Source organism: Streptomyces sp. NPDC001617 (assembly GCF_053596855.1).
In genome coordinates this window covers 76,141-92,235 of record NZ_JBSFHA010000038.1, presented here as the reverse complement: position 1 = coordinate 92,235, position 16,095 = coordinate 76,141, and the positions used below count along the sequence as shown (strand labels likewise).

Here is a 16,095-nt window from a genome sequence, read left to right as displayed (position 1 = left end):
AGCCCCCATCTTCGACCTCGTCGACTACGGCGTCGTCGGCGACCTCTTCGACGTCGTCCCCGCCCTCACCGAAGAGATCAACACCCGCAAGGGCTAGGGGCGTTCAGGGGCTGTCCGGGTCGGTGCTCAGTACGACCTGGGCAGCCCCAGCACGTGCTGGGACACGTAGTTGAGCACCATCTCCTGGCTGATCGGCGCGAGCCGCAGCAGCCGTGACTCACGGAAGTACCGCTCCACGTGGTACTCGCGGGCGTATCCCATGCCGCCCAGGGTCTGTACCGCCCGGTCCGCGGCCTGGAAACCGGCGTCGGCGCACAGGAACTTGGCCATGTTGGCCTCACGGCCGCACTCCAGGCCGCGGTCGTAGCGCCAGGCGGCGTTGCGGGCCATCAGGCGGGCGGCGTCGAGGCGGGTGAGGGCTTCGGCGAGCGGGAAGGCGATGCCCTGGTTCTGGCCGATGGGGCGGCCGAAGACGATGCGGTCGCGGGCGTAGCGGGTGGCGGCGTCGAGGGCGGCCCGGCCGAGGCCGAGGGCTTCGTGGGCGAGCAGGATGCGTTCGGGGTTGAGGCCGTCGAGGAGATAGCGGAAACCCTCGCCCTCCTCACCGATGCGGGCGCTCGCCGGGACACGCAGACCGTCGATGAAGATCTCGTTGGACGCGACGGCGTTGCGGCCCATCTTGGGGATCGGCCGGATGTCCATCGCCGTGCGGTCGACGTCGACGAGGAAGACCGAGATGCCCTTGGTCGCCTTGTCGACATGGTCGCGTGGGGTCGTACGGGCCAGGAGAACCATCTTCTGCGAGTCGCCGGCCTTGGTGATCCAGATCTTGCGGCCGTCGATGACGTAGTGGTCGCCGTCTCGGCGGGCGAAGGTGGAGATGCTGGTGGTGTCGGTGCCCGCGTCGGGTTCGGTGACGCCGAAGCAGACGTGCAGGTCTCCGGCGGCGGCGTGCGGGAGGACCTCGCGGCGGAGCTCCTCGCTGCCGTGCCGGGCCAGGACGTTGAGGCCGAAGATGGTCAGGTGCATGGTGCTGCAGCCGTTCATGCCGGCACCCGAGGCGGCCACCTCCTCCAGCAGGAGTGAGGCCTCCAGGACGCCGAGTCCGCCACCGCCGTACTCCTCGGGGACGGCGATGCCCAGCCAGCCGGCCTTGGCGAAGGCGTCGTAGAAGCTCCAGGGGAACTCGGCTTTCTCGTCCTGCTCGGCCCAGTACTCGGGGCCGAAGGAGGCGGCCAGCTCATGGACGCCCGCGCGGATGTCCTCCTGCTGCTCGGTCAGCTCGAAATCCACGGGGCCCCCTGGGACGCAAGTCCGGCGCATGACTATGGAGAATGAGGTTTCCTCATAGGTAGAATATCGTTCACCGTCGGGGAGCGGAAGGAAGGGTCCACCTTGAACATCGCGATGCTGCTCGACATGGCCGTGGCGGGCGACCCCGACCGGGTGGCGATCGGACCGCGCGGCTCCGGGACGACCCGTGCGGAGCTTCGGCGTACGGCGGCGGGGGTAGCGGCCGTCGTGCATCGGTCCGGGGCACGGGAGTTGGTGTTCGCCGGGGTCAACGGCCAGGCGTTTCCCATGCTGTTGTTCGGTGCGGCGCTGGCGGGTGTGCCCCTGGTGCCCGTCAACTACCGTCTCTCCACAGAGGCGTTGACCAGTCTGCTGGAGCACACCGAGAAGCCGCTGGTGGTGGCGGACGAGGCGTTCGTGGGTGTGTTCGCCGAGGCGGGGCTCGATGTGTGCACCCCTGAGGCGCTGTTGACGGAGGGGCTCGCCGCCGAGCCGGCGGAGGGGCTGGAGGGCTCCCCGGACGACCCGGCCGTGCTGCTGTTCACCAGCGGAACCACGGCGGCGCCCAAAGCGGCCGTCCTGCGCCACCGCCACCTGACCAGCTATGTCCTGCAGACCGTGGACTTCGCCTCCGCCGCCCCCGACGACGCCGTCCTGGCCGCCGTGCCGCCCTACCACGTCGCGGGCATCGGCTCCGTGCTGAGCAACCTGTACGCAGGGCGCCGCATGGTGCACCTCGGCACCTTCGAACCGGGTGCCTGGCTGGACCTGGTCCGCTCCGAGGGCATCACCTCGGCGATGGTCGTCCCGACCATGCTGGCCCGCATCGTCGAGCACCTGAACGGCGGCATGGCCGGCGTCCCGACCCTGCGCGCGCTGGCGTACGGCGGCGCGCGCATGCCGCACACGGTGCTGGAGGCGGCTCTGCACGCCTTCCCCGACACCGGGTTCACCAACGCCTACGGCCTCACCGAGACCAGTTCGACCATCGCCCTGCTCGGCCCCGACGACCACCGTGCCGCGCTCTCCTCCGGCGACCCGGCGGTACGCGCCCGGCTGCGCTCGGCCGGCCGCATGGTGCCGGGCGTGGAAGCGCAGATCCGGGACGCCTCCGGCGGCGTCCGACCCCCGGGCGTTCCGGGTGAGTTGTGGGTACGCGGTCCGCAGGTGTCCGGCGAGTACAAGGGGGCCGCCGCGCTGCTGGACACGGACGGCTGGTTCCACACCCGCGACCTGGCCCACTTCGACGCCGAGGGCTATCTCTTCATCGAGGGCCGCGCCGACGACACCATCATCCGCGGCGGCGAGAACATCGCTCCCGCCGAGGTCGAGGACGTTCTCCTGCGCCACGTGGCGGTGCGCGAGGCGGCGGTGGTGGGCGTGCCGGACGAGGAGTGGGGCGAGCGGATCGCCGCGTTCGTGGTGACCCATGACGGCGCGGCCGTCGACGCCGAGACGCTGCGGGCCTGGGTGCGCACGCATTTGCGCGGATCCAAGACCCCGGACGCGGTGGTGTTCCGCGACCAACTCCCCTACACCCCCACCGGAAAGCTGCTACGGCGCCGACTGGTGACCACGGCGCTGGACGACTGACAGCTGCCGTTTCCCTTTTCCGAGAAGGAGATTCCGTGACGTCGTTCGCAGAGCTTCACGACCTGACGGGCAGGGTGGCCGTGGTCACCGGCGGTTCGCGCGGGATCGGGCGGGCCATCGTGCAGACGCTGGCCGAGGCCGGCGCCGATGTGGTCGTCGCCTCGCGCAAGGGCGAGGCATGCCGGGCGGTGGCCGAGGAGGTACGGGCGTCGACCGGGCGGCGGGCCGTCGGTGTCGCCTGCCATGTCGGGCACTGGGACGACTGCGAGCGGCTCGTCACCGAGACGGTGGAGCAACTGGGCCGACTCGACGTGCTGGTCAACAACGCCGGGATGTCGCCCATGTACGAGAGTCTCGACGCCGTGAGCGAGGAGCTCTACGACAAGACGCTTGCCGTGAATCTCAAAGGGCCGTTCCGGCTGGCGGTGCTCGCGGCCAAGCACATGGCGGACCATGGTGGCGGGTCGATCATCAACATCGGCACGGCCGGTTCCCTGATGGCGAGCGTGCACGAACTGCCGTACGCCTGCGCCAAGGCGGGCCTCAACGCTCTCACGGTGGGGCTGGCGGAGGCGTACGCCCCGAAGGTGCGGGTGAACGCGATTCTCCCGGGGCCGGTGCTCACCGACGCCCACAAGGCCTGGGCCGCCGAGGACTTCGACACGTCGTTCGTACCGTTGGGCAGACTCGGGGTGCCGGACGACGTGGCGCCGTTGGCCCTGCACTTCGCGAGCGCGGCCTCCAGCTTCACGACCGGCGCGATCGTCCGCGTCGACGGGGGCATCACCCGCAAGGTGTGAATCCCGTTCCGCCCATGCGAGAGCCGCGGTTCCCGACGGAACCGCGGTTCGCGTATCCCCTGTCGGATCAGGCTCCGGACTCCTCCTGCCGGTACACCTGACCGCCCTTCATCACGAACCGCACGTCCTGCGTCACCCCGATGTCCGTCAGCGGGTCGCCGGGGACGGCGATGATGTCGGCCAGGAGGCCTGGTTCGAGGCGGCCCCGGTCTGCGGCGTCGATCAGGTCGGCGGCGACGACGGTGGCGGCGCGCAACGCGTCGATCGGCCGCATGCCCCGGTTGACGAGGGCTAGCAGTTCCTTGGCGCCCCGGCCGTGCGGGATGGCGGGCGCGTCGGTGCCGAGGGCTACCTTGACGCCGCGCCGGATCGCGCGGGCGGTGGACTCGCGGGCGCGCGGGAAGACCTCGGCGGCCTTGGCCTGGAGCTCCGGATCGGCGTGGGCGGTGTTCATGCCCTCGGTCAGATAGGTCGTCGCGACGAGGAAGGTGCCGCGTTCGGCCATCAGGTCGAGGGTGGCGTCGCCGGCGAGGAAGCCGTGCTCGATGCAGTCGATGCCCGCCTCGACGGCCGCCCGGATCGCGCTGTCCCCCATACAGTGCGCGGCGACCTTGACACCGGCCCGGTGCGCCTCGTCGACGATGGCCCGCAGTTCCTCGTCCGAGTACTGCTGGGCGCCGGCCGGCCCGGTGTGCGACATGACCCCGTTGGAGGCACACACCTTGATCACCCGGGCGCCGTACTTGAGCTGGTACCGGACCGCCTTGCGCACCTCCGCGACGCCGTTGGCGATGCCCTCCTCGACCGTGAGCGGCAGCACGCCCGGCGCGAACGCCTGGAACATCGTCGGGTCGAGATGACCACCGGTGGGTGCGATCGCGTGTCCGGCGGGCACGATCCGCGGACCGTCGACCCAGCCGAGGTCGATCGCCTTCTTCAGCGCCACGTCGAGGAGGACGCCCCCGGTCTGCACGAACAGACCGAGGTTGCGTACGGTCGTCCAGCCGTACCGGAGGGTGCGGCCGGCATTGGCGACCGCGCGCAGGGTACGCACGGCCGGGTCCTCCTGGACCGGGATGAGCGGGCTGCGGTGGTCGGGGCCGCCGAGGAAGAGGTTGACCTCCATGTCCATCAGGCCCGGCAGCAGGGTCACGTCGCCCAGATCGAGTACGACGGCGTCCGAGGGGACGGCGGCCGGGGCGACGGCCTTGATGTGCTCGCCCTCCACCAGCAGGTCGCCCGGCTCGACCAGTTCGCCCTTGTCGATGTCGAGCATTCGGGCGGCGCGCAGGTGGATCGGCGGCTGCGGTTGGCGGGGCCGGGGCATCACACGGCTCCCACCCAGAAGGAGGCTTTCACGTCGCTCACACCGCCGGTTCGACCACGGCGTCGATGCTCGCCGCGCCGGTGTCGGGCACCTTGGGCTGGCGCCAGGCCTCCACCGAGAAGGCGACGGTCACCAACGCGCAGAACAGCCACAGCAGATGCTTGTCCTCCTCCGAGATGTCCTCCATGGAGACGTTCTGCAGGTACTCCGTGCCGGACGCGAGAAGGGGGAACGCGGCGTTGTAGAACGTGTCGAGCTCGTCCATGGTGCTGGCGATCCGCTTGGCGTAACGGGCCTTCTCGGTCGGGACCGCCCAGTCGGCGAACGGCTCCAGCGCGGCGAACTGGGAGGGAAAGACGGTAGCCATGGTTCGGGTCTCCTCGGTTCAGGACGCGGCCGGGGCGCCGGACGAGCGCTGCTGGTGGTCGCGGACGAACTGGCGGGCGGTGCCGTGCAGATGACGCAGGAGAACCTCCTGGTCATTGAGCGGGAACTCCCCCACCGCGCGCGACTCGAGCATGCTCTGCGTCGCCTCCAGGGTGTTGCCGTCCTGCAGGCCGTACTCCTTGAAGGAGACGACGGCGAGCTCCTGCTGCAACCGCTGGAAGGCGTTCTCCGGCGGCACGAAGTAGCAAGTGGCCTCGAAGATGTGGGTGTTGTACGAGGTCGGCCAGTAGTGGTAGGTCAGCACCCAGTTCGGCCGCCAGATCAGCAGCATGAAGTTGGGGAAGAAGACGAACGAGTCCATGCCCCAGCGCGGATCCTTGGTGGGGTTGACGGCCGGCGGCAGATCCGCCGTCTCGACGCCGATGTCGGGTGCCTCCCAGGGGCCGAACAGGCCGCTGCGCAGGGCGCCTTCGATGGGCTTGACCATCTTGCGGTCGTGCGGCGGGGCGATGCCGCCCCAGGAGGAGACCATGCTGTGCGGGCCGTCGATGTCGTAGTGCAGCGCCTCGTAGCCGTACTTCTGGATCTTGCGGGCCTCGTCGGAGACGTACTGGCCGGCGTGCAGGATCGGCGCGTGGTAGAACTCGGCGAACGCGTCGATGAACAGCTTCCAGTTGGCGCCGATCTCGGCGCGGTACTTGTGCGCCTGGGTCATCTTGTGGAACGGGTAGCCCTCGATGCCCTTGGCGAACTCGCCCAGGTACTCCCGTAGTGGAGTGGTGTTCTCGGGGTCGAGGTTGACGAAGACGAACCCCTCCCAAACCTCGGTCCGCACGCCCTTGAGGCCGTACTGCGACTTGTCGAGGTCGAAGAACTCCTCCTCCTGCTGGACGAAGGTGAGCTTGCCCTCGAGGTCGTAGCGCCAGGCGTGGTACTTGCAGGTGAACTGGCGGCAGACTCCGCCGGTCTCCTCGCGCGGGAAGTCGTTCCACACGAGCTTGTTGCCGCGGTGCCGGCACACGTTGTGGAAGGCGCGCACCTCGTCGTCCATGCCGCGCACCACGATGACGGACGCACCCGCCGCGTCCAGCTCCTTGGTGAAGTAGCTGCCCCGCTTGGGGAGTTGCTCGACGCGTCCGACATTCAGCCAGGTCCGCCGGAAGATCGCCTCCCGCTCCAGCTCGTAGTGCTCGGGCGAGATCGAGTCCTCGTACGACACCGGTTCCGTGTCGATCTTGAGGTGTGCGGTCCAGCTGCCCGCCTCGGGCTTCTTGAAGTGCGCCATGGGGTCTGGTCCTCCAGTCGCTCGTACGGAGGGGACTCACGATAATCTCAGTCTCTCCGAATGAGAATGCTATTCTCGCTTTTCAGTGGCCGTCAAGTCAGCCGTTTGTCAGGTTGGGGTGACGGACGGCCTCGAATGCCGGTGCGGTGGGTGTCAGGAACCGTCGACGAACGGGAAGATCCGGGTGAAGTCGGCCCCCGGTTCCGCCTCGGCGAACTGCCGCCACAACACGCCGATTGCCTCGCCGACCCGCGCCGGGCCGCCGTGCTCGGCCACCTCGCGGAGGTAGAGCCGTACGTCCTTGTCCATCAGGGAGTTGGTGAAGCCGGCGGCATAACGGCCGGTCAGGACGTGGCGCGGAAACTTCTCGCTGGTCGCCACGCTCTGGCCGCTGGAGCCGTTCAGGACGTCCAGCATGGTGGCCATGTCGAGCCCCGCGGCGAGGCCGAAGGCGACGGCCTCGCTGGTGGCGGCGAGGGTGGTCGCGGAGAGGAAGTTGTTGGCGAGTTTGAGGGCCTGGGCCATTCCGGGCCGGTCGCCGACCCTGACGCGGCGGTCACTGAGCCCCGAGAGGACCGTTTCCACACGGGAGCAGGCCTCGTCGCCCCCGGCGTACATGACCGTGAGGGTGCGGGCGCGGGCCCCGGCGACACCGCCGGACACGGGGGCGTCGACGTATCCGACCTTGTCCTCGGCAAGGAGCTCGGCGATGGCCCGCGCGGCGCCCACGCCGATCGTGGAGGTGTCGACGACGTACCGGGCACGCCGGTCGGTGGCCTCCTGGACGGCCCGGGCCACCTGTTCGGAGGCGGCGCCGTCGGGCAGGCTGAGCACCAACACATCGGCCCGGCGGGCGACTTCGGCGACGGCGGGGACGTGTACGGCCCCTTCGGGCGACCTCCGCGGACCGAGCGGGTCGTGCGTCACGACCGTATGACCGGCGCCTACGAGGTTGGCGGCCAGGACGCTGCCCATGTTGCCGAGCCCCACGAAACCGACGTTCTCCCCACTCACGATCCCGCCTCCCGCTCCGCGCGTGCATCCTTCACGGCACGTCTGGCCGCGCTGCCCGCGGGCACGCCGCAGTAGGCGGCGATCTGGAACAGCAACTCGTCGACCTCGGTGTCGGTGACGCCGGTGCGAGTCGCGGTGCCCGCGTGGATGCGGAACTCCTCCATGCGGCCGAGCGCGGCGGTCATCGCCAGCACCAGGAGGCTGCGGCCACGGGGACCGAGGACACCCTCACGGGCCCGGACACCCCAGGGGATCTCGATGGTCAACGCACCACCGTTGAAGGCCACTTGACCCGCATCGATGCGCTCCGCCGGCCGCAACCCCCGCGCGACGTCGCCGCTCCGGACTTCGGTGCGCTCGGCCGCCGGGCGGCGGGCCCAGGCCGGCTGCGGGGCAGCGGCTGCGGCGACCGCTCGGGACACGTCGGGTGCCGAGCCCGCGGCCACGTCGTCGCCGGGGAGCCGGGGCGCGGGGTCGCGCATACGCAAGTAGGCCCCGGAGACAGGGACTTCGGGCTTGCCGCCGATCCAGCGGTGGTGCCGCATCCGGGCCTCCTCGGCAGCGATGCAGGGAACGGGCGGGAGCGAGAATGACACTCTCCAAAATGCCTAGCCAGCATTCCAGCAGATGGAGAATTGTGCTACCGTCCCTGATCGTCGGAGGGCCGACCGAGAGGGAGCCGAGCAGACCGTGAACGACTTCGAGGCGATCGACTTCTTCCGGGACGAGGCGCTCGTCGCGGACCCCTATCCCTACTTCGACGCCCTGCGCGGGCAGTGTCCGGTCCATCGCGAGAACCATCACGACGTGATGATGGTGACCGGGTACGACGAGGCGGTGCAGGTCTACAACGACACCGACAACTTCTCCGCCTGCATCTCGGTCAGCGGCCCCTTCCCCGGGTTCCCGGTCCCGCTGGAGGGCGACGACGTCAGCGCGTTGATCGAGCGGCACCGGGACGAGCTGCCGATGAGCGACCAGCTCCCCACCATGGACCCGCCGACGCACACCGACCACCGCGCCCTGCTGATGCGGCTGATCACACCGAAGCGCCTCAAGGAGAACGAGGCGTCCATGTGGCACCTCGCGGACGGGCTGCTCGACACCTATCTCGCCCCGGGCCAGGGCGAGTTCATCAGCGGTTTCGCCGGGCCCTTCACCCTCCTCATCATCGCCGACCTGCTCGGCGTGCCTGTTGAGGACCGCCAGGACTTCATGAACCACCTCCAGCGCCGCCCACAGGACGCGGGCGGCATCGGCAGCACCGGTGACGACACGCTGCACCACTCGCCGCTGGAGTATCTGTACGGCCGCTTCACGACGTACGTCGAGGAGCGGCGCCGCGCGCCGCGCGAGGACGTCCTCACGGGCCTCGCCACCGCGACCTTCCCCGACGGCTCCACACCCGAGGTCATCGACGTCGTCCGCGTCGCCGCCAACCTGTTCGCGGCCGGTCAGGAGACCACCGTCCGCCTGCTCAGCTCCGCGCTCAAGGTGCTCGCCGAACGCCCGGAGCTCCAGCGGCTGTTGCGCGCCGAGCGGGACCGTATCCCGAACTTCATCGAGGAGACGTTGCGGGCGGAGAGCCCGGTCAAGGGCGACTTCCGGCTGTCCAAGGTGCCGACCACGGTGGGCGGCGTCGACATCCCGGCCGGGACCACGCTGATGGTGCTGAACGGGGCCGCGAACCGCGATCCCCGTCAGTTCGAGGACCCCACGGCCTTCGACGTCGGCCGGCCCAACGTCCGCCGGCACCTCGCCTTCGGCCGCGGCCCGCACACCTGCCCCGGCGCACCGCTCGCCCGCGCCGAGGCCCGCGTGACCCTGGAACGGCTGCTGGACCGCACCTCGGACATCAGGATCGCCGAGCACGTGCACGGCCCCGCCGACGCCCGCCGCTACCAGTACGTCCCGACCTTCATCCTGCGCGGCCTGACCCATCTCGACCTGGAGTGGAACGAGGCCTGATGAAGGCCGCCGACCTGGAGTGGAGCGAGATCCGATGAAGGTCACCGTCGACGACGACCGCTGCCGCGGGCACGGGGTGTGCTGCTCGATCTGCCCCGAGGTCTTCGACCTGAGCGACGACGGCTACGCGGTCGTCGACACCCCCGACGTCCCCGCCGAACACGAGGACGCGGTGCGCTCGGCCGCCGCGATGTGCCCCGAGCGCGCCATCACCGTGAGCTGACGACGAGGAGGGCCGCCATGCCGAAGGGGTATGTCATTCTCACCGAGGCCGTCAAGGACCCGGCCGGCATGGCCGCCTACGGCAGGACAGCCGCGCCCTCCCTGGCCGAGAACGGCGCTTCCGTGCTGGCCGCCGACCCCGCGCCGCAGATCCTGGAGGGCGACTGGCACGGGAACCAGACCGTGGTCCTGGAGTTCGAGTCGGTCGAGGCCGCGCGGGCCTGGTACGAGTCGGACGCCTACGCGAAGGCCAGGCCCCTCAGGCAGGCGGCGGCCGACACCAATGCGGTGATCGTCTCCGGGTTCACCATGCCGTCGGCGGGCGGATGACTGCCGTAGAACCGTCGGCCGAGGAGTTGGGCTACACCTGAGTCCGGACATACGACTCGGCCGGCGTCGGACATCGCGACGATCGCCCGCCTCTCCGGCGGGCGTTTCCGGGCCCGCCACCCCCCGGAGGGCGAGCGGCACCTGGCGGCCTTCGAGGGTCATGTCACCCATCTGGCCGAACGCGACCGCCGACTGCTCCCGCACATCGACGTCAGAACTCGTCCACACGCCGAGCGGACCCGACGCACGGCGTGAACCGCGTGCGTTCGCGTCCGCGCACCGGCATCATTCATGACCTCGCCGCCAGCCCCGCCCGCACACCCCCGTCGACCAGGATGTCGACACCGGTGAGGAAGGACGCCTCGTCCGACAGCAGGAAGGCGACCACGGCCGCGAGTTCCTCGGGGCGGCCTTCCCGGCCGAGCGCCGACTGTTCGACGAGGGCCTTCATCGACGGGTGGTGCTCGGCCTCCTGACGACCCTGCGGGGTGGCGACGATGCCGGGCGAGACCGAGCAGACCCGCGCGCCGACTCGACCGATCCGTACGGCCTCCCGCTGGACGAATCGGTGAACTCCGCGCTTGGCCCAGGTGTACGCCGTCCCGGGGTCCTCGATGCCCGGTCCGACAGCCTCACGGATGCGGTCGAGGAAGTCCTCGGCGAGGGGGTCGGCCAGGGCCGCCTCGGCCGCCGGCTGCGGTTCGGTGTCGCCGAACAGCGCGGCCATCGAGGCGAAGCACACCATCGCCGTCCCCTCGGTGACGAGCGGACGCAGCGCCTCGGCCAGCAGGGCCGTGCCGACGAGGTCGACCGTCAGGATGCGGCGCCAGTCGGCCATGGTGGGCGAGATGCCCGCGGCGTGGGCCACGGCGCGCAGGGTGCCCAACTCGGCGGCGCGGGCCGCGAGTCGAGCGAGGCCATCGCGGTCGGTGATGTCCAGGGCATACGGCTCGGCGACGGTTGTGTGGGGGGAGAAACCTTCTGCCGCCTTGGTAACGGTGTTCTCATCCAGGTCGACCAGCAGGAGTCGGTCCACCGTGCCGACGAGACGCCGTGCGCACTCCAGGCCCATGCCGCGTCCGGCACCGGTCACGATTCCGAGGGTGGTCATCTGTGCTCCTCCTTCACGACGTACACGAACTGCACGACCAGCACGACATGTATGACATCTACGACGGTCATGACGGCTTGCGGCCGGTCGCCCAGTACCGCTCCAGGACCGGCTGAAGAGCGCGCGTCACCAGCTCGATGCGCGGGCCGGTGGCGCTGCGGTGGAACGCCCAGTACGGCGTCCCGTCGGGGCGCTTGCCGAGGGCCTCGACGGCGTGGCCGTGACGGGCGAGTTCGGCGGAGTCGGCGGCCACGTCGTCGGACCAGTAGCCGAGGTGGTGGACGCCGGAGTCGGCAGCGGCTTCCCAGAGGGTGCCCGGGACGCGCCGGACCAGCTCCAGACGCGGCACGGACATCGAGTACGTGGACCGCAGATCGAGCACCCGGTCGCCGTCGGGCAGGGTCACCCGGGCGGGTGCGCCGAGTTCCTCGCACCACTGGTAGCCGAACAGTGCCGTGAGCTCGGCCGCTGCCGTCGTGATGTCGTCGACGACGATCCCGACGTGGAACTGGTCGCTGCTCTTCACTCGTGGGCTCCCTCGGGCGAGACGGTGCGCAGGCAGAACCGGGTGATCCGGTCGATGTCGGCGCCGGTGGGTGGCACCCGCTGCCACAGGTGATCGGCGAGCCTGCCGACCGTGGCGTGCGCGGCGAGCGAGGCGTCCAAGTCCGGGGCCGCACCGCCGAGTCGGGTGTATGGCTCGCGCAGCAGGGTCGCCAGCCGGTCGGCGATGGTGGGCGGGCCGGCCAGGAACCCCTCCCCCACGCTCTGCGCGTTCCACATGACCGCCAGGGTCGTCGCCGCGGTCTCCTCGTCCATGGCCTGGGACAGCACGCCCTCGACCCAGCGCCGCACCTGATCCTCCGGCGCGGGCTCCTTGGCCATCTGGTGGGCGATGTAGCCGCACAGCCGCTCGGCGCCGTCCTCCATGATCGCGGCGACCAGGGCGTCCTTGGACCGGAAGTGCCGGTAGAAGGCCTCGTTGGACAGTCCGGCCGCCGCGACGATGTCGGCGACCCGTGGCCGGGACGCGGTGCCGCAGCGCCGCATGACCTGGAGCGCGGCGTCGAGCAGCGCGCGGACCTCGCCGGCGTAGTGGGCGCCGCGTCGGGCGAGCGTGCGCCGGGCGATCCGGTCGGCGAGGTCGGCCCCTTCGGCGACATCTTCAGAATCATCGTTCCGTGATGGGGTAATTGTGTTCTCGTTCATGAGAACGCTATTCTGACAGCCGCCGGAAGGAGACACAATGCCGTGGGACTTCGAGACCGAGCCGGACTACCAGGCGCAGCTGGACTGGGCGGACCAGTTCGTGCGGGAGGAGGTCGAACCCCTCGATCTCCTGTGGGACGGCCTGCAGTTCACCCCGCCCGACGAGAATCTGCGCCGCGTCCTCGACCCGCTCAAGAAGGAGGTGCGGGCTCACGGACTGTGGGCGACCCACCTCGGCCCCGAGCTCGGCGGCGAGGGACATGGGCAGGTCAAGCTGTGCCTGCTCAACGAGATCCTGGGCCGGTCCTCCTGGGCCCCGATCGTCTTCGGCTGCCAGGCCCCGGACACCGGGAACGCCGAGATCCTCGCGCACTACGGAACGAAGGCACAGAAGGACCGCTATCTGCGCCCGCTGCTGGAAGGCGAGATCTTCTCCTGCTACTCGATGACCGAGCCCCAAGCCGGCGCCGACCCCAAGGAGTTCACCACCCGGGCGGTCCGGGAGGGTGACGAGTGGGTCATCAACGGCTGGAAGTACTTCTCGTCCAACGCCAGGACGGCCGCGTTCTTCATCGTGATGGCGGTGACGGACCCGGACTCGGACCCGTACAAGAGCATGTCGATGTTCCTGGTCCCGGCCGAGACCCCGGGCATCCGTATCGAGCGCAATGTCGCCCTGGCCGGTGAGCCGGAAGAGCGTGGTTCTCATGCGTTGGTGCACTACGAGGACGTACGGGTGCCGGCCGACGCGCTGCTGGGCGGTGAGGGCCAGGCCTTCGTGATCGCGCAGACCCGGCTGGGCGGCGGGCGGGTCCACCATGCGATGCGCACGATCGGTCTGGCGGGCAAGGCGTTCGACATGATGTGCGAGCGCGCGCTGAGCCGGCACACACAGGGCACGGTGCTGGCCGACAAGCAGTTCGTGCAGGGGCACATAGCCGACTCGTGGGCGCAGCTGACGCAGTTCCGGCTGGCCGTGCTGCACACCGCGTGGAAGATCGACAAGTACAACGACTACCGCAAGGTCCGCAAGGACATCGCGATGGTCAAGGTGCTGCTGCCGGGCGTACTGCATGACATCGCACACCGCGCGATCCAGGTGCACGGCGCGCTCGGCGTCAGCGGTGACATGCCGCTGTTCCGGATGCTGCTGGGCGCCAGCGTCCTCGGCATCGCCGACGGGCCGACCGAGGTCCACAAGGTGACGGTCGCCCGGCAAGTACTGCGTGACCACAAGGCGAGCGACGACCTGTGGCCGACCGGCTATCTCCCCAAGCGGGTCGCCGCCGCGCGGGCGAAGTACGCGGAGTTCCTGCAGGCGGAGGTCTCGCCGGAGGCCGAGGCGGGGTCCCGATGATCGACGTCGAACGGCTGGCGGGCTGGCTGGACGAGTCCGGGCTGCCCGGGAAGGGCGAGCCCGTCGAGTCCCGGTATGTCTCGGGCGGCGCGCAGAACGAGATCTACGAGATCCGGCGCGGCGACTTCCACGCCGCACTGCGGGTCCCGCCGCCCAGCGCTCCCGCCGCCCGTGACGAGGGCATCCTGCGGGAGTGGCGGATCACCGAGGCGCTGAACGGCACGGACGTCCCGCACACCGAGGCGATCGCCGTCTGCACGGACACCGCGGTACTGGGGCGGACGTTCTATCTGATGGAGTTCGTCGACGGCTGGTCGCCCATGTCCCACACGGGCGGGCGCGGCTGGCCGGCACCCTTCGACACGGATCTCGATGCCCGTGCCGGGCTGGCGTACCAGCTGGCCGAGGGCGTGGCCCTCCTCGGCCGGGTGGACTGGAAGGCGAAGGGGCTGCAGGATCTCGGGCGCCCCGAGGGTTTCCACGAGCGCCAAGTGGACCGCTGGAGCCGCTACTTGGAGCGGGTGAAGACCCGCGAGCTGCCCGGCTTCGACGTGGCCGCGGCCTGGCTGCGCACCCACAGGCCGCTCGACTACATCCCCGGCCTCATGCACGGCGACTACCAATTCGCCAACGTCATGTACCGGCACGGCGCCCCGGCACGACTCGCCGCGATCGTCGACTGGGAGATGGGCACGGTCGGCGACCCCAAGCTGGACCTCGCCTGGATGCTCCGCGGCTGGCCCGAGGACACCGGCGCGCCCGAGGCGGCCACCGCGTCCTATGTCGACCTGAGCGGCATGCCCTCGCGGGAGGCGCTCATCCGGCACTACGCCGAGGTGTCCGGCCGCCAGGTCGACGACATGGACTACTACGACGTTCTCGCCCAGTGGAAACTGGGCGTCGTCCTCGAGCAGGGCTTCCAACGGGCCGGGGACAACGAGAAGTTGCAGGCCTTCGGGCCGATGGTGCTGCGACTGATGGAAAGCGCGGCCGAGTTGGCGGAGACGACACGGTACGGGGCATAGGCCCCGTACCCGCCGTACCCGCCGTCACAACCCCAGTGACTTGGCGATGATCACCTTCATCACCTCGCTCGTGCCGGCGTAGATCCGTGTGATCCGCGCGTCGGCGTACAGGCGCGCTATCGGGTACTCGGCCATGTACCCGTAGCCGCCGAAGAGTTGGAGGCAGCGGTCGACCGCGCGGGCCTGCATCTCGGTGCAGAACAGCTTCACCTTCGCGGCGTCCGCGCCGGAGAGTTCACCGTCCACCAGGTCGAGGACCGCGCGGTCCAGCATGGTCTGCGCGGCCTCGATCTCGGCGGCGACGGCGGCGAGTTCGAACTTGGTGTTCTGGAACGACGCCACCGTCTTCCCGAAGACCTCGCGTTCCTTGACGTAGGCGATGGTCGTCTCCAGGGCGGCCCGCGCCTGCGCCACCGAGCCCACCGCCACGGTCATCCGCTCCTGGGGGAGGTTGTGGCCGAGGTAGCCGAAGGCGGCCCCCTCCTCCCCCAGCCGGTTGGCGACCGGCACCCGTACCTCGTCGAAGGCCAGCTCGACGGTGTCCTGCACCTTGATGCCCATCTTGTCGAGCACCCGCCCCCGGCTGTAGCCGGGCATGCCGTCCTCCACGACCAACAGGGTCAGGCCCGCGCGCCGGTCGGCGGGGTCGGTCGAGGTGCGGGCGACCACGATCACCAGGTCGGCGAGCAGGCCGCCGGTGATGAAGGTCTTGGCGCCGTTGAGGACGTATGTGTCCCCGTCGCGTACGGCCGTGGTGCGGATGCCGGCGAGGTCGGAGCCGGTGCCCGGTTCGGTCATGGCGATCGCGGTCAGCAGCTCGCCGGCGGCGAGGCCGGGGAACCACCGCTGTCGCTGGCCCTGATCGGCGTAGGAGAGGAAGTAGGGCAGCACGACGTCGAGTTGGGTGCGGACGGTGCCCAGGGTGACCAGGGCACGGGCGGCTTCCTCCTGCAGGACGACGTTGTAGCGGTAGTCGTCGAGGCCGGACCCGCCGTACTCCTCCGGGACGGCCATGCCCAACAGGCCGAGTGAGCCGAGCTGTGGGAAGAGCTCGCGCGGCAGGCGCCCGGCCTTCTCCCAGTCCGCGTAGTTCGGGACGACCTCCTTCGCCACGAACTCCCGTACCAGTTTGCGGAATTCCTCGTGGTCGGCGGTGTAGATGTCTCGGCGCACC

The 16,095-nt window shown here is 70.0% G+C and carries 17 protein-coding genes; 7 read left to right on the top strand and 10 right to left on the bottom strand.

Annotated features, from left to right (window positions below; translation table 11 throughout):
• Positions 1-126: 126 nt before the first annotated feature.
• Positions 127-1,293: an acyl-CoA dehydrogenase family protein gene (locus tag ACWC09_RS27260; RefSeq protein WP_450853351.1), complete on the bottom strand. Its 1,167-nt coding sequence runs from the start codon at positions 1,291-1,293 to the stop codon at positions 127-129.
• A 102-nt stretch (positions 1,294-1,395) separates the two neighbouring features.
• Between ACWC09_RS27260 and ACWC09_RS27255 the strand changes: the two genes are divergently transcribed.
• Positions 1,396-2,886 (top strand): class I adenylate-forming enzyme family protein, encoded by a 1,491-nt coding sequence (locus ACWC09_RS27255; protein WP_450853349.1) that lies wholly within the window; start codon positions 1,396-1,398, stop codon positions 2,884-2,886.
• Positions 2,887-2,921: 35 nt separating this feature from the next.
• Positions 2,922-3,686: an SDR family NAD(P)-dependent oxidoreductase gene (locus ACWC09_RS27250; RefSeq protein WP_450853348.1), complete on the top strand. Its 765-nt coding sequence runs from the start codon at positions 2,922-2,924 to the stop codon at positions 3,684-3,686.
• Positions 3,687-3,753: 67 nt separating this feature from the next.
• On the opposite strand, the gene ACWC09_RS27245 is transcribed toward ACWC09_RS27250, so the two are convergent.
• The 5 genes from ACWC09_RS27245 to ACWC09_RS27225 form a co-directional block, all read right to left on the bottom strand.
• Positions 3,754-5,013, bottom strand: coding sequence for an amidohydrolase family protein (locus ACWC09_RS27245; protein ID WP_450853347.1), 1,260 nt, complete (start codon positions 5,011-5,013; stop codon positions 3,754-3,756).
• Positions 5,014-5,050: 37 nt separating this feature from the next.
• Entirely contained in the window at positions 5,051-5,380 is a 330-nt protein-coding gene (locus tag ACWC09_RS27240) for a hypothetical protein (RefSeq protein WP_450853346.1), read from the bottom strand.
• An 18-nt stretch (positions 5,381-5,398) separates the two neighbouring features.
• Entirely contained in the window at positions 5,399-6,685 is a 1,287-nt protein-coding gene (locus ACWC09_RS27235) for an aromatic ring-hydroxylating oxygenase subunit alpha (RefSeq protein ID WP_450853345.1), read from the bottom strand.
• A gap of 153 nt (positions 6,686-6,838) precedes the next feature.
• Positions 6,839-7,699: an NAD(P)-dependent oxidoreductase gene (locus ACWC09_RS27230; RefSeq protein WP_450853343.1), complete on the bottom strand. Its 861-nt coding sequence runs from the start codon at positions 7,697-7,699 to the stop codon at positions 6,839-6,841.
• Positions 7,696-8,244, bottom strand: a complete 549-nt coding sequence (locus ACWC09_RS27225) for a carboxymuconolactone decarboxylase family protein (RefSeq protein ID WP_450853342.1) — start codon at positions 8,242-8,244, stop codon at positions 7,696-7,698. The genes ACWC09_RS27230 and ACWC09_RS27225 overlap by 4 nt, the downstream gene beginning before the upstream one ends.
• 145 nt (positions 8,245-8,389) lie before the next feature.
• Here ACWC09_RS27225 and ACWC09_RS27220 point away from each other — a divergent pair, with 145 nt between their 5' ends.
• From ACWC09_RS27220 to ACWC09_RS27210, 3 genes are read left to right on the top strand one after another with little or no spacing between them, the layout of a single operon-like run.
• Positions 8,390-9,667, top strand: coding sequence for a cytochrome P450 (locus tag ACWC09_RS27220; RefSeq protein ID WP_450853340.1), 1,278 nt, complete (start codon positions 8,390-8,392; stop codon positions 9,665-9,667).
• Between the two features lie 34 nt (positions 9,668-9,701).
• A complete protein-coding gene (locus ACWC09_RS27215) occupies positions 9,702-9,890 on the top strand; it encodes a ferredoxin (protein WP_450853339.1) in 189 nt (62 codons plus the stop codon).
• A 17-nt stretch (positions 9,891-9,907) separates the two neighbouring features.
• Positions 9,908-10,219, top strand: coding sequence for a DUF1330 domain-containing protein (locus ACWC09_RS27210; protein ID WP_450853337.1), 312 nt, complete (start codon positions 9,908-9,910; stop codon positions 10,217-10,219).
• A gap of 289 nt (positions 10,220-10,508) precedes the next feature.
• Here ACWC09_RS27210 and ACWC09_RS27205 read toward each other — a convergent pair whose 3' ends face one another.
• From ACWC09_RS27205 to ACWC09_RS27195, 3 genes are all read right to left on the bottom strand, one after another.
• Positions 10,509-11,330: an SDR family oxidoreductase gene (locus ACWC09_RS27205; RefSeq protein ID WP_450853336.1), complete on the bottom strand. Its 822-nt coding sequence runs from the start codon at positions 11,328-11,330 to the stop codon at positions 10,509-10,511.
• A 67-nt stretch (positions 11,331-11,397) separates the two neighbouring features.
• Complete coding sequence (locus ACWC09_RS27200) at positions 11,398-11,856, bottom strand: VOC family protein (RefSeq protein ID WP_450853335.1); 459 nt, start codon at positions 11,854-11,856, stop codon at positions 11,398-11,400.
• Entirely contained in the window at positions 11,853-12,539 is a 687-nt protein-coding gene (locus ACWC09_RS27195) for a TetR/AcrR family transcriptional regulator (protein ID WP_450853334.1), read from the bottom strand. The genes ACWC09_RS27200 and ACWC09_RS27195 overlap by 4 nt, the downstream gene beginning before the upstream one ends.
• Positions 12,540-12,576: 37 nt before the next feature.
• Here ACWC09_RS27195 and ACWC09_RS27190 point away from each other — a divergent pair, with 37 nt between their 5' ends.
• Together ACWC09_RS27190 and ACWC09_RS27185 are read left to right on the top strand one after the other, a co-directional pair.
• Positions 12,577-13,896: an acyl-CoA dehydrogenase family protein gene (locus ACWC09_RS27190; protein WP_450853332.1), complete on the top strand. Its 1,320-nt coding sequence runs from the start codon at positions 12,577-12,579 to the stop codon at positions 13,894-13,896.
• Positions 13,893-14,921, top strand: a complete 1,029-nt coding sequence (locus ACWC09_RS27185; RefSeq protein ID WP_450853331.1) for a phosphotransferase family protein — start codon at positions 13,893-13,895, stop codon at positions 14,919-14,921. Before ACWC09_RS27190 ends, ACWC09_RS27185 begins: the two co-directional genes overlap by 4 nt.
• Before the next feature lie 24 nt (positions 14,922-14,945).
• Here the strand turns inward: ACWC09_RS27185 and ACWC09_RS27180 are convergent, their stop codons facing one another.
• A complete protein-coding gene (locus ACWC09_RS27180) occupies positions 14,946-16,094 on the bottom strand; it encodes an acyl-CoA dehydrogenase family protein (RefSeq protein ID WP_450853330.1) in 1,149 nt (382 codons plus the stop codon).
• Between the last annotated feature and the right edge of the window lies 1 nt (position 16,095).